Below are 12513 nucleotides of genomic sequence, written 5' to 3'. Positions count from 1 at the left end.
GGACATGTACCCCACCTTCGCGCGGGCCGTCTCCGCCTCCCGGTAAGACCGGTCGAGGGGGCCGCGCCCCGCCCCGGGTGGACGGCACGCGGCCGTTCCCAGCGCCTGCTCCGGGCGGCACAGGAGTCCGCGGTGGGCGCGGGCGGCCACTTCGCCGCCGGTGAGCGGGGGCACGTGCAGGGCCGCGGCGGCCAAGTGCGAGGAGGAGCGGGAGACCAGGCGAGCGGAGCGGTTGCCGCGGCGGGCTAGTGCGGGGAGAAGCGGGAGGCCAACCGTGCGGTTGCCGCGGCGGCCTGGGTGGCCAGGGTGGCGATCACCTCGGCCACCGGGCCGTCGGTCGCCAGCGGGTAGCCCTGTCCGGCCCACAGGGCCATCGCCTCCGGGTCGCCCGCTTGGGCGGCGGCCGCGCGGACCGGGCGGGTCAGGTGGTGGATCTGCGGGTAGGCGGCGGGTGCGGCGGGGCCGTGGTCGGTGATGAAGCGGTTGACCAACCCCCGCGCGGGGCGTCCGCTGAACGCCCTGGTCAGGGTGGTTTCGCGGTCGGCGGCGGCGAGCGCGGCGCGGTGGGCGGGCTGGGTGCCCGCTTCCGGGCAGCGCAGGAACGCCGTGCCGAGCTGCGCGGCGACGGCGCCCGCGGCCACCACCGCCGCCACGTCCGCGCCGTGCACCAGCCCGCCCGTGGCGATCAGCGGCAGGCCGGTCTCGGCGCCGATCAGGCGTAGCGCGGGCAGCAGGTCGTAGAGCGGGGCGCCGCCGGGGAACGCCGGGTCGTTGGTGAAGGTGCCCCGGTGCGCGCCGGCGGCGGCGCCCTGTACGCAGAGCGCGTCGGCGCCCGCGGCGGTGGCCGCGCGGGCCTCGGTGGGGGTGGTGACGGTGACCACGACCAGGACACCCGCCGCGTGCAGGCGGGTGACGTCGTCGGGGCGCGGTAGGCCGAAGGTGAACGACACCACCGGCACCCGGGCGTCGAGGACCACGTCGAGCTTGGCCGCGTAGTGGTCGTCGTCCCAGTTCGGAGTGCCTGCCGCGATGCCGAGTCGGTCCGCCTCGGCGGCGACCCGAGAGCGGTAGTCGGTGAGGTCGGCGGTGGATTCCGCACCCGGGGTGAACAGGTTGACGCCGAACGGGCCCGCCGTCAGCGCGCGCGTGGCCTCGATCTGCGTACGCAGGGCGTCGGGGGTGAGGTAGGCGCCCGCGAGGAAACCGGAGCCGCCCGCCTCGATCGCCCCGGCGACGAGCGCGGGGGTACTCGGCCCACCTGCCATCGGAGCGACGACAACAGGCACCGCGAGATCGGCGAACACACCCGCGACCGTAGCGGACTCCACCACACCGCCCACACGACGGGCATGCCGGTACGCGCGCAGTGCGGCCGTCCGCAAATGCGCGTAGCAACAAGGTCCGAAGGGACAGTGCCCTCCGACACCCCTGCGGGCGCCCGAGTCGTGGGCTACATTCGCCGCATGTTCACCGTCGACGACGCGATCAGAATCGCCCGCGCCGCCCACGACGGCCAGGTCGACAAGTCCGGCAAGCCCTACATCGAACACCCGCTGCGCGTGATGAACGGCGTCATCGGCGAGCACGAGCGGATGACCGCCGTCCTGCACGACGTCGTCGAGGACACCCCGGTGACCGCCGACGACCTCGCCGAGGCGGGGTGTCCGCCGGACGTGGTCGCCGCTGTGCTGGCGGTCAGCAAGCGGCCCGGCGAAGGCCAGGCGGACTACCTGGCCCGGGTCGCGGCCAACCCGATCGCGCTGGCGGTCAAGTACGCCGACATCGCCGACAACTCCTCCCCCGACCGCCTCGCCATGCTGGACGAGCCCACCCGGACCCGGCTGCGGGCCAAGTACGCCGCCGCCCTCGCCATCCTCGCCGCCCACTGAGCCACCCGACCCCGGCGACCGCGCTGGACCGTCAGCGCAGCGCAGTAACCCGGCGCCAACCGACCACCTGACACCACTCGACCATCGGCGCGTCCGCAGCGGCCAACCCCGGCGCCTACCGGCGGACGGACATCACCAAACCCCGGGCCACCCCCCGGCATGCGCCTGCTCGGCACACCACACACACTCACCAAGCGCACCACTCACCAAGCGCACGGCTTACTGGGCGCGGGCGTCCAACTCCGCCACCAACCGCTTCGGGGCGATGGCTCGGTAGGCCTGGTCGACGATCTCGGCGACCTCCGCCCAGTCGACCGCGACATCGAGGTACACGCCCAGCCAGCCGCGGTGTCCGACGTAGGGCGGCCGGTAGAAGTGCTCCGGGTCCTCGGCGACCAACTCCTCCTGCACGCCGGGCGGGGCGGCGCACCAGAAGCCGAGTCGGTCGTCGTGGTGGCTGTTCGCGTAGGAGACGAACACCTTCTTGTCGCGCACGAACCAGGTGGGCTCGCCGTGGCTGACCCGCTCGGTGGCCTCGGGCATCGCCAGACACAGCGCGCGCAGTGTGGCGAGCGGGTCGGTCATGTCGCCGTCGATGGGGACGGACCTGCGGTCATCTGGTACTCCTCTCAGCCGCCGAATGTGACATCCAAGGTCTACCGGGCCGGCCTCCCCTTGTCGAACGTCTGTCCACAGGCAAAATCCGTGGACACCGACTGGGGGAAGAACAGCCATGGCCGAGGGAACGACCGCCTGGCGGGGCACCCTTCACCATGACAGCCACACCTTCGACTACACAGTGGACTGAGCTACTTCTTGCCCTTGGCGGACGAATCGTCGGTCGACAGGGCGGCGACGAACGCCTCCTGCGGCACCTCGACGCGGCCCACCATCTTCATCCGCTTCTTGCCTTCCTTCTGCTTCTCCAGCAACTTGCGCTTGCGGCTGATGTCACCGCCGTAGCATTTGGCGAGCACGTCCTTGCGCATCGCGCGGATGGTCTCGCGGGCGATGACGCGCGAGCCGATGGCCGCCTGGATCGGCACCTCGAACTGCTGGCGCGGGATCAGCTCGCGCAACTTGGTGGCCATCTTGGTGCCGTAGGCGTAGGCGGACTCCTTGTGCACGATCGCGCTGAACGCGTCCACCGGCTCGCCCTGCAGCAGGATGTCGACCTTGACCAGGTCGGCGCTCTGCTCGCCGGACTTCTCGTAGTCCAGTGACGCGTACCCGCGGGTGCGGGACTTCAGCGCGTCGAAGAAGTCGAAGATGATCTCGCCGAGGGGCATGGTGTAGCGCAGCTCGACGCGGTCCTCGGACAGGTAGTCCATGCCGCCGAGCTGGCCGCGCTTGCCCTGGCACAGCTCCATGATCGCGCCGATGTAGTCGCTGGGGGCGATGATGGTGCACTTGGTGATCGGCTCGTAGACCTCGGCGATCTTGCCGGTCGGCCAGTCGGACGGATTGGTCACCGTCATCCCGTCGCCGTCGTCCATGACGACCCGGTAGACCACGTTGGGCGCGGTCGAGATCAGGTCGAGGCCGAACTCGCGCTCCAGCCGGTCGCGGGTGATCTCCAGGTGCAGCAGGCCGAGAAAGCCGCAGCGGAAGCCGAAGCCGAGCGCGGCGGAGGTCTCCGGCTCATACGCCAGCGCCGCGTCGTTGAGCTGCAGCTTGTCCAGCGCCTCGCGCAGATCCGGGTAGTCCGAACCGTCCACAGGGAACAGTCCCGAGTAGACCATCGGACGCGGCTCGCGGTAGCCCGCCAGCGCCTCGGTGGCGCCCTTGCGCTCCGAGGTCACCGTGTCGCCGACTCGCGACTGCCGAACGTCCTTCACCCCGGTGATCAGGTAGCCCACCTCACCGACACCCAGGCCGACACTGGGCTTGGGCTCCGGGGAGATGATGCCCACTTCGAGCAGCTCGTGGGTGGCCCCGGTGGACATCATCTTGATCCGCTCGCGCGGGGTGATCTTGCCGTCGACCACGCGGATGTAGGTGACCACGCCGCGGTAGGTGTCGTACACGGAGTCGAAGATCATCGCGCGGGCGGGCGCGTCGGCCACGCCGACCGGCGCGGGCACCACGCGGACGACCTCGTCGAGCAGCTCGCGCACGCCGTGGCCGGTCTTGGCCGACACGCGCAGCACCTCGTCGGGCTCACAGCCGATGATGTGCGCGATCTCGGCGGCGTACTTGTCCGGGTCGGCCGCGGGGAGGTCGATCTTGTTCAGCACCGGGATGATGTGCAGGTCGCGGTCGAGTGCCATGTAGAGGTTGGCCAGCGTCTGCGCCTCGATGCCCTGCGCGGCGTCGACCAGCAGCACCGCGCCCTCGCACGCGTCGAGCGCGCGGGAGACCTCGTAGGTGAAGTCGACGTGGCCCGGGGTGTCGATCATGTGCAGGACGTGGTCGCTGCCTGCCACGGTCCAGGGCAGACGCACGTTCTGCGCCTTGATCGTGATGCCGCGCTCCCGCTCGATGTCCATACGATCGAGGTACTGCGCGCGCATGGCCCGCCCCTCGACCACACCGGTGAGCTGCAGCATGCGGTCGGCCAGCGTCGACTTGCCGTGGTCGATGTGGGCGATGATGCAGAAATTACGGATCTGCTCCGGCGGTGTGAAGGTCGCGTCCGCGAACGTAGCCACTCAGGTCCCTCGCATGGTCAATGGATAGCCACATCGTCCCATGCCCCCGCAGGTCAGGACTTATCCGGCACCTCACGGCGACGGCGACGGCGCTGAGCGAGCAGCAGGACACCCCCGGTGAGCACCGCCAACACCACGACCAGCGGGACCGGCCCGATGGCGTCCAGCACTCTGACCAACTCGCCCTGGATGGCGCCCGCGGCGTCCACCACCGGATCGGCGGGGTCGGCCCCGTCCGCGACGCGGAGCTCATATACCCCGTAGTAGCCCACGTACCCGCCGGTCAGGACAAGCAGCACGCCGCCGATCCGGTTCACCTGCGGCAGCACCCGCCGGACAAAGCCGGCCACTGACGTCGCGGCCACCGCCGCCGCCACCGCCAGCACACCGACGACCAGGCCCATGCCGAGGGCGTAGGCGACGAACGCGCTCAGGCCGCGGCCCAGATCGCCCTGGCGCAGCGCGATCCCGGCGACCGCGAGGAACGGCCCGATCGTGCAGGACAGCGATGCGATCGCGTAGGCGACGCCGTAGCCGACCATCGAGCCGAGCCGCGCGGTCGGTGCGCCCCGTTTGGGCTTGGGCAGCAACAGGGTGATTTCGCGACCGCTGAGCAAGACGACGCCGAGGACGAGCATCGCCACCCCGATCACGACCGTGACCACCGGGAGGAAACCCTGCGCCGAGGCCGCGAGCGGCGCGCTGAGCAGACCGAACACCGCGAACACGGCGACGAACCCGGCTGTCATCGCACCCGTCGCGGTCAGCGCTCGACCAACCCTGGCAGCAGGCGAGGCGGTTTCGCGACCTGCGACGACAAACGCGAGGTAGGCGGGGAGCATGGCGAAACCGCACGGGTTCACCGTCGCCAACATGCCCGCCACCAGGGCGAGCCCGAGTTCGCCGGTCATCAGCCTGCGAGGCCCGCGACCTTGGCGAGGAACTCGTCCTTGCCCAGTTGCGGGCTTACCTCGACGCTGCCATCGGCCCGGACGAAGGCGTACGCGGGCTGGACGGTGACGCCGAAGCGCCGCCAGAGCGCCGCGTCGGTGTCCGCGAGGTGGGTGAAGGAACCCACCCCCCGCTGTTCGACGAACTTGCGCATCGCCGCCACCTGGTCCTGGGCGGCGATGCCGACGAAGTTGACCTTGCCCGCGGTGGACTTCGCCGCCTCCAGGATGGTCGGTGCCTCCCGTTGACACTTGGTGCACCATGGCGCCCAGAACCACAGCAGCGCGGGCTTGCCCGCAAGGCTCTCCCCCTTGAACGCGGCGCCGTCGAGCGTGGTCGAGGAGAACCTGAGCATCTCGGGCACGGGGGCGCCCGGTACCGAAACGGGGGCAGGCGCGGACGCGGCAGGCGCGATCGCGGCGCCGGACGCCGCCGGCCTCGCGGCGTCCGGCGCGCCACATCCGACGAGCACGGCCAGCACACCCATGGCCATGGCGAGGCCGGTGCGGCCCATTGATACCTCCGTGGTCGAAAAGTGACGTACGTCCCCGATAGTGCCGGTTCCGCAGGCCGATTGAGCTTACGAATCGGTGACGGCACGCTCAGGCCAGCCGGGTCACCTCGACCGACACCTCGATCGCGGTCGCCTGGCCGCCGCTGTAGGTGCCCTTGAGCGGGGACACGTCGGCGTAGTCGCGGCCCGTGGCCACCCAAATGTGCCGGGGTCCGATCTCGACATCGTTGGTCGGGTCGAACCCCCACCAGGCCCCGGTCCACGCCTCGATCCAGGCGTGCGACTCACCGCTGATCGTCTCGCCGACCTTGCCGTCGGGATTGGTGTGCAGGTATCCAGAGACATAGCGCGCCGGGATGCCTATCGCGCGGAGCATGGCCAGGGTCAGGTGCGCGTAGTCCTGGCAGACGCCCTCGCGGGCCTCCCACGCGTCCACCGCCGAGCTGTGCACGCCGGTGGTGCCGCGCCGGTAGGTGAGCCGGTCGTGCACCAGTTCGGCAACGGCGAGCACCGCCTCGAACGGCCTGCGTCCCTTGCGGATCTCCCGCGCGAGCTGCCCCAGCTCGCCGTGCCGCGGCACGTAGCGGGTCCACTCCAGGAACTCGGCGTACCGGTCGATCACCTCGGACGCGCGCAGCTCGGCCCAGGTCGCACCGTTCACCGGCTCGACTGTCTCACCGGTCTCCACTACAGACGAGGACACGATCTTCAGCTCGGTGTGCGGGGCGTGCAGGTCGAACGAGGTGACCTCGGTGCCCCAGTAGTCGGTGTAGCGGAACGACCTGGTCGGCGGGGTGGTCTCGATCCGGCTGACGACCAGGTTCTGCCACCGGTCGCTGCGCGGGGTGAGCCGCGCCTCGTTGTAGGACTGCACGACCGGAGCGGCGTACCGGTAGCCGGTCGTGTGCACCACCCGGATCCGCCAGTTGGCGCCGGTCACAGGCTCACCTCCGCGTTCGTCCAGGCCACCCACGGCACGGAGTGGAAGTACTGCTGGGAGACGGCCTCGCCGACGTCGCGGACGGTCGTCTGCAGGTCGAGCAGCCGCCCGGTCAGGTTGTCCAGCAGCTCGTCGGGGCGCAGGAACTCCAGGTCGCTGCGAGCCTTGCCGAGCAGCCGGATCGCCTCGGCCTTGGCGCCGACCCGGGTGGTCGGCCGGTGGTCGAGCTGCTCCAGACACGACTCGGCCTGCCGCAGCGCGTGGAACACCGAACGCGGGAACAGCCGGTCGAGCAGCAGGAACTGCACCACCCGGCGGGCGTCGAGGGCACCGCGGTAGGTGCGCAGGTAGGTGTCGTGGGCGCCCGCCGACCGGAGCACCGTGACCCAGCCGGGTGACGACGGCTTGTCGCCGACCCGCGACATCAGCAGCCGCACGATCATGTCGACCCGCTCCACCGAGCGCCCCAGCACCAGGAACCGCCAGCCGTCGTCGCGGCTCATGGTCGAGTCGGCCAGACCCGCGAACATCGCCGCGCGGTCCTCCACGAAGGAGAAGAACGAGTGCGGACCGGTCCGCTTGGCCGCCTTCTGCGCCTCGGGCAGCGCGTTCCACATCGAGTTGATGCACTCCCACAGCTCGGTGGACACAACCTCGCGGGCCACCCGGGTGTTCTCCCTGGCGCTGGTGATCGAGGACACGATCGAGCCCGCGTGCTCGCGGGAGAAGGCCACCAGATCGGTCAGCGGCCGCACGTCGAGCACGGTCTCCTTCGGCGGGGTCATGCCCAGCACGGTGAGGAGCTGGCGACTCGTGGCGTCGGCGTTGACCGTCGCGTCCTCCAGCAGGTGGTGGACCGAGACGTCGAGGATGCGCGCGGTGTCGTCGGCCCGCTCGACGTAGCGGCCGATCCAGTAGAGCGACTCAGCGTTGCGTGCGAGCATCGGTGACCTCCCCGCGTTGTTGCTGCTGCTGTTGCTGCTGCTGCGCCGACGTCAGCTCCGGGCCCTGTTCGGGGGCGATCTCGTCGCGCGGAGCGGCGCCCGCGAGCCCCACGCCGCTGAGCTCCTCGTCCGCTGTGGACGACCGGGCCGCGAGCACCCAGGTGTCCTTGGAACCGCCGCCCTGCGAGGAGTTCACCACCAGACTGCCTTCCGGCAGCGCCACCCGGGTGAGCCCGCCGGGCAGGACGAACACCGACTTGCCGTCGTTCACCGCGAACGGCCGCAGGTCGACGTGGCGGGGCTTGAGCCGCTGGCCGATCTTCGTGGGCACCGTCGAGAGCTGCACCACCGGCTGGGCGATCCAGCCGCGCGGGTGGGCGCGCACCCGCTTGCGCAGCGCGGCCAGTTCCTTGGCCGAGGAGTTGGGGCCGAACACGATGCCGTAGCCGCCGGAGCCCTCCACCGGCTTCACCACCAGTTCGGCCAACCGGTCGAGCACCTGCTCCTGCTCGTCTGGCAGCCAGCAGCGGAACGTGTCCACATTGGGCAGCAGCGGCGTCTCGCCCAGGTAGTACCTGAGGATCTCGGGCAGGTAGGTGTAGACGAGCTTGTCGTCGCCGACGCCGTTGCCCACCGCGTTCGCGATCACCACGTTGCCCGCGCGAGCGGCGTTGAGCAGGCCCGCGACGCCGAGCACCGAGTTCGGCCGGAACTGCACCGGGTCGAGGAACTCGTCGTCGATGCGCCGGTAGATCACGTCGACCTGGCGTTCACCCTCGGTGGTGCGTAGGTAGATCACATTGTCGCGGCAGAACAGGTCCCGCCCCTCGACCAGTTCGACGCCCATCTGCCTGGCCAGCAGGGAATGCTCGAAGTACGCGGAGTTGTGCACCCCCGGGGTGAGCACGACGACGTTCGGATCGGCCACGTTCGCCGCGGCGGCGGCCCGCAGCGACCGCAGCAGATGCACGGCGTAGTCGCCGACCGCGCGCACCCGGTGCTTGGCGAACAGGTCGGGGAAGACCCGCGCCATGGTGCGCCGGTTCTCCATCACGTAGGACACCCCGGACGGGCTGCGCAGGTTGTCCTCCAGGACGCGGAAGATGCCCTCCTCGTCGCGGACCACGTCGATGCCGGACACGTGGATGCGCACGCCGTTGGGGGGCAGGACGCCCGCGGCGGAGCGGTGGAAGTGCTCGCAGGAGGTGATCAGCCGCTTGGGCAGCACGCCGTCGCGGATGATCTGCTGGTCGCCGTAGACGTCGGCGAGGAACATCTCCAACGCGCGGACCCGCTGCACGATGCCCTTCTCCAGCCGCGCCCACTCCGCCGCCGTGATCACCCGGGGCACCAGGTCGAGCGGGAACGGTCGCTCCTGGCCGGACAGCGAGAAGGTGATGCCCTGGTCGACCAGGGCACGGTCGAGAGCCTCCGAGCGCGCGGTCAGATCGCCCGGCTGTGACGCGCCCAACTGCTCGTGCAGGCGCCGGTACGCGCTGCGCACGGACGTGTCGGCGGCGAACATCTCGTCGTAGGCGTCCGCGTGCGGGCGGCGGGGATCGAGGTAGCCGTCGAAGAGTTGACCCAGGTCAGGGCCGGTGTCGCGGGCCCGGCTCGGGGTTCGCTTCGGCCGGGCCGCGGTGGTTGGGCGCTCCATCCACGAATCTTCGCCTACCGGGAGGTGATCTCGCAGCATTGATCGACGCTTGCCTCCCTATATGCCCATTCGGTAATGTTCACTTGGTGGCGACCACCTTCTCCGTGCTGGCCGAGCCGACCCGGCGGCGCATCCTCGACCTGCTCCGCGAACAGCCGCGGTCGGTCGGCGACCTCGTCGTCGAACTGGGGCTGACCCAGCCGGGCACCTCCAAGCACCTCAAGGTGCTGCGCGACGCCGGGCTGGTGCGGGTGCGCCGGGACGCGCAGCGCCGCTGGTACGAACTGCGGCCGGAGCCACTGGCCGAGATCGACACCTGGCTGGCGCCCTACCGCGACCTGTGGTCGACCAGCCTCGACCGGCACCAGGACACTTGTGGTCGTGACCGCTAGCGCGGGTCCAACCGCATCGGGTGCGTGGCGGGCACCTCGACCAGCACGATCCGCACGCCGTCGGGATCGGCCAGCCACCCCTCGCGCAGGCCCCACGGCTCCTCCCGGGGCGCACGCACGATGTCGGCACCCCGCTCGCGTAGCGCGGCGAAGGCGGCGGCCAGGTCGCGGACCTGCAGCCACAGCGCGAGGTCCGGGCTCGCGGGCGACCCGCCGCGCCCGGACACCTCCAGGAACCGCCGCCGAGGAAGAACACCGTCCCGCCGGGGAACTCCCGGAACACGGCCAGGCCGAGGACGTCGCGATAGAAGGCCAGCGACCGGTCGGGGTCACCCGGACGAATGATCATTCGACTGCTCAGGAACTCCACGGTGTCAGTCCTACCGCCGATCCGGGCCGGGCACGACTACGCTGGTCGTCCGTGCGAGCTTCCTCCGACGACCCACGCCCCGACCACGGTGCCGTGTGGCAGGTGCCCACGGCCGACCGGCCCGACACGATCGCCTACGCCCCCGACCTCGACGGCGCCGCCGATCCGGGCGAGATCGTCTGGGCCTGGGTGCCCTACGAGGACGATCTGAAGCGCGGCAAGGACCGGCCACTGCTCGTCGTCGGCAGACAGGGCGCCGCGCTGCGGGCGCTGATGCTGTCCACCAAGGCCCCGCACGACAACGAGCGCGACGACTGGCTGGAGCTGGGTTCGGGCGGCTGGGACCGCGACGGACGGGCGTCGTACCTGCGCATGGACCGGCTGTTCGAACTGGGCGAACGCGACATCCGGCGCGAGGGCTCGGTACTGCCCGCCGACCGGTTCGCGCTGGTCGCAGCCGCCCTGCGCGACCGCTACGGCTGGACCTGACCGCCACCTCACTGGCGTCTCGACCGAAAAAGTGATATCACTTTGCTAGGTTCGAGCTAGCCAGCAGGAGGCAACCATGACTGCGACACCCGAGGACTTCGACCGGCCGCTGCTGCCACCGCCGCACGTGCGCGAGAAACCCGCGTTCGGCGTCGCCGGACTGCCCATGGCCGGGGCCGCGCTGGTGCTGACGTTGGCCGGGCTCGCCCTGGTCGGCTTCGGGATCGCCGGACTCGCGGGCGATTTCGCCCTCGGCCAGGGCGCCGCCGTCACCGTGCTTGTCCTCGGCGGCCTGACCGTCGTCGCGGCCGCGGCAGCCGCGGGCGGGCTGACCATGATCGAGCCCGGCGAGGCCCGGGTGATCCAGTTCCTCGGCCGCTACGTGGGCACGGTCCGGCTCGACGGGCTGCGGTGGGTGAACCCGTTCACCACGCGACGCAGGGTGTCGACCAGGATCCGCAACCACGAGACCGCCGTCATGAAGGTCAACGACGCCGAGGGGAACCCGATCGAGATCGCCGCGGTCGTCGTCTGGTACGTGAACGACACGGCGCGGGCGATGTTCGAGGTGGACGACTTCGTGGCGTTCGTCGGCATCCAGACCGAGACCGCGGTCAGGCACATCGCCACCACCTACCCCTACGACGCGCACGGCGAGGACCAGCGGCTCTCGCTGCGGGAGAACGCCGAGGAGATCACCAGGACGCTGTCCGCGGAGATCGCCGCGCGGGTCCAGGCGGCGGGCGTCGGCGTGATCGAGTCGCGCATCACGCACCTGGCGTACGCGCCGGAGATCGCGGGGGCCATGCTGCGCAGGCAGCAGGCGGGCGCGGTCGTGGCGGCTCGGCAGCGGATCGTGGAGGGCGCGGTCGGCATGGTCGAATTGGCACTCGAACGCCTCGCCGCACGCGAGGTCGTCGAACTCGACGAGGAGCGGAAGGCGGCGATGGTGAGCAACCTGCTGGTCGTGCTGTGCAGCGACAAGGAAGCCCACCCCGTGGTCAACGCCGGGTCGCTCTACCACTGATGACCGACCGCAAGAAGGTCCTGTTGCGGCTGGACCCCGCCGTGCACGACGCGGTGGCCCGCTGGGCGAACGACGAACTGCGCAGCACCAACGCGCAGATCGAGTTCATGCTCCGCCGCGCCCTCGCCGACGCGGGGCGGCTGCCCGACGGCGCGGGCGGACTCCCGCGCCGGGGCCGCCCGCGGTCGCCGGGAGGCGATGCGGGCGACGAGGAGAGCACCGGTTAGACTCGACCGTCGCGCCGTGCGGCACTCCGACCTGGAGGAGACCTGCTCCGGCAGGGCCATCAGTCACCTCAGCGGCGCGCAATCCGTTCGACACCGAGGAGATATCGCGTGGCCAACATCAAGTCCCAGATGAAGCGGATCAAGACGAACGAGAAGGCGCGGCTGCGCAACAAGTCCGTCAAGTCCTCGGTCAAGACCGCGATCCGCAAGTTCCGCGAGGCCGCCGAGTCCGGCGACCAGGCCAAGGCCCAGGAACTGCTGCAGGTCGCCAGCCGCAAGCTGGACAAGGCCGCCGGCAAGGGCGTCCTCCACCCCAACCAGGCCGCGAACAAGAAGTCGGCCATGGCCCTGCGGGTCAACAAGCTCGGCTGATCCCAGACTTCGTCCGGCGGCGCCCTCCACCCCACGGGGGGGCGGCGCCGCCCTCGGGACGGGCCCATCACCCAGCCGCCAACCGCACAC

The 12513-nt window shown here is 70.8% G+C and carries 14 protein-coding genes and 1 pseudogene; 6 read left to right on the top strand and 9 right to left on the bottom strand.

Annotation, left to right across the window (positions count from 1 at the left end; translation table 11 throughout):
* Positions 1-245: 245 nt before the first annotated feature.
* Positions 246-1304 (bottom strand): nitronate monooxygenase, encoded by a 1059-nt coding sequence (locus tag ACT4N7_RS14325; RefSeq protein WP_444829197.1) that lies wholly within the window; start codon positions 1302-1304, stop codon positions 246-248.
* 159 nt (positions 1305-1463) lie between these two features.
* Here ACT4N7_RS14325 and ACT4N7_RS14320 point away from each other — a divergent pair, with 159 nt between their 5' ends.
* On the top strand, positions 1464-1889 hold the full coding sequence (locus ACT4N7_RS14320) for an HD domain-containing protein (protein ID WP_444829196.1): 426 nt from the start codon (positions 1464-1466) through the stop codon (positions 1887-1889).
* Positions 1890-2108: 219 nt separating this feature from the next.
* On the opposite strand, the gene ACT4N7_RS14315 is transcribed toward ACT4N7_RS14320, so the two are convergent.
* The 7 genes from ACT4N7_RS14315 to ACT4N7_RS14285 form a co-directional block, all read right to left on the bottom strand.
* On the bottom strand, positions 2109-2474 hold the full coding sequence (locus ACT4N7_RS14315) for an MmcQ/YjbR family DNA-binding protein (RefSeq protein ID WP_444829195.1): 366 nt from the start codon (positions 2472-2474) through the stop codon (positions 2109-2111).
* A 224-nt stretch (positions 2475-2698) separates the two neighbouring features.
* Positions 2699-4540, bottom strand: coding sequence for a translation elongation factor 4 (lepA, locus tag ACT4N7_RS14310; protein ID WP_444829194.1), 1842 nt, complete (start codon positions 4538-4540; stop codon positions 2699-2701).
* Positions 4541-4593: 53 nt separating this feature from the next.
* On the bottom strand, positions 4594-5451 hold the full coding sequence (locus ACT4N7_RS14305; protein WP_444829193.1) for a cytochrome c biogenesis CcdA family protein: 858 nt from the start codon (positions 5449-5451) through the stop codon (positions 4594-4596).
* Positions 5451-6005: a redoxin domain-containing protein gene (locus ACT4N7_RS14300; RefSeq protein WP_444829192.1), complete on the bottom strand. Its 555-nt coding sequence runs from the start codon at positions 6003-6005 to the stop codon at positions 5451-5453. The genes ACT4N7_RS14305 and ACT4N7_RS14300 overlap by 1 nt, the downstream gene beginning before the upstream one ends.
* An 88-nt stretch (positions 6006-6093) precedes the next feature.
* Entirely contained in the window at positions 6094-6945 is an 852-nt protein-coding gene (locus ACT4N7_RS14295) for a transglutaminase family protein (protein WP_444829191.1), read from the bottom strand.
* Positions 6942-7889: an alpha-E domain-containing protein gene (locus ACT4N7_RS14290; RefSeq protein WP_444829190.1), complete on the bottom strand. Its 948-nt coding sequence runs from the start codon at positions 7887-7889 to the stop codon at positions 6942-6944. Before ACT4N7_RS14290 ends, ACT4N7_RS14295 begins: the two co-directional genes overlap by 4 nt.
* Positions 7870-9546 (bottom strand): circularly permuted type 2 ATP-grasp protein, encoded by a 1677-nt coding sequence (locus ACT4N7_RS14285; protein WP_444829189.1) that lies wholly within the window; start codon positions 9544-9546, stop codon positions 7870-7872. The genes ACT4N7_RS14290 and ACT4N7_RS14285 overlap by 20 nt, the downstream gene beginning before the upstream one ends.
* A gap of 86 nt (positions 9547-9632) precedes the next feature.
* On the opposite strand from ACT4N7_RS14285, the gene ACT4N7_RS14280 reads away from it, so the two are divergent.
* Positions 9633-9938, top strand: coding sequence for an ArsR/SmtB family transcription factor (locus ACT4N7_RS14280; RefSeq protein ID WP_444829188.1), 306 nt, complete (start codon positions 9633-9635; stop codon positions 9936-9938).
* On the opposite strand, the pseudogene ACT4N7_RS14275 reads toward ACT4N7_RS14280, so the two are convergent.
* Positions 9935-10227, bottom strand: a pseudogene (locus tag ACT4N7_RS14275) (VOC family protein). The gene ACT4N7_RS14280 and the pseudogene ACT4N7_RS14275 overlap by 4 nt on opposite strands.
* A 132-nt stretch (positions 10228-10359) precedes the next feature.
* Between ACT4N7_RS14275 and ACT4N7_RS14270 the strand changes: the two are divergent.
* The 4 genes from ACT4N7_RS14270 (at position 10360) to rpsT (ending at position 12423) form a co-directional block, all read left to right on the top strand.
* The gene (locus ACT4N7_RS14270) at positions 10360-10797 is read left to right on the top strand and encodes a type II toxin-antitoxin system PemK/MazF family toxin (RefSeq protein WP_444829187.1); all 438 of its coding nucleotides are present in this window, start codon (positions 10360-10362) and stop codon (positions 10795-10797) included.
* Positions 10798-10873: 76 nt separating this feature from the next.
* Entirely contained in the window at positions 10874-11824 is a 951-nt protein-coding gene (locus ACT4N7_RS14265; RefSeq protein WP_444829186.1) for an SPFH domain-containing protein, read from the top strand.
* Complete coding sequence (locus ACT4N7_RS14260; RefSeq protein ID WP_444829185.1) at positions 11824-12051, top strand: hypothetical protein; 228 nt, start codon at positions 11824-11826, stop codon at positions 12049-12051. Before ACT4N7_RS14265 ends, ACT4N7_RS14260 begins: the two co-directional genes overlap by 1 nt.
* A 108-nt stretch (positions 12052-12159) precedes the next feature.
* On the top strand, positions 12160-12423 hold the full coding sequence (gene rpsT / locus ACT4N7_RS14255) for a 30S ribosomal protein S20 (protein ID WP_444829184.1): 264 nt from the start codon (positions 12160-12162) through the stop codon (positions 12421-12423).
* Positions 12424-12513: the final 90 nt, after the last annotated feature.

Origin of the sequence: Actinokineospora sp. (assembly GCF_052390155.1) — a bacterium.
Taxonomy (GTDB): Bacteria; Actinomycetota; Actinomycetes; order Mycobacteriales; family Pseudonocardiaceae; genus Actinokineospora.
The sequence above is the reverse complement of the archived record's forward strand: the minus strand, read 5'-3'. Positions and strand labels throughout refer to the sequence as shown.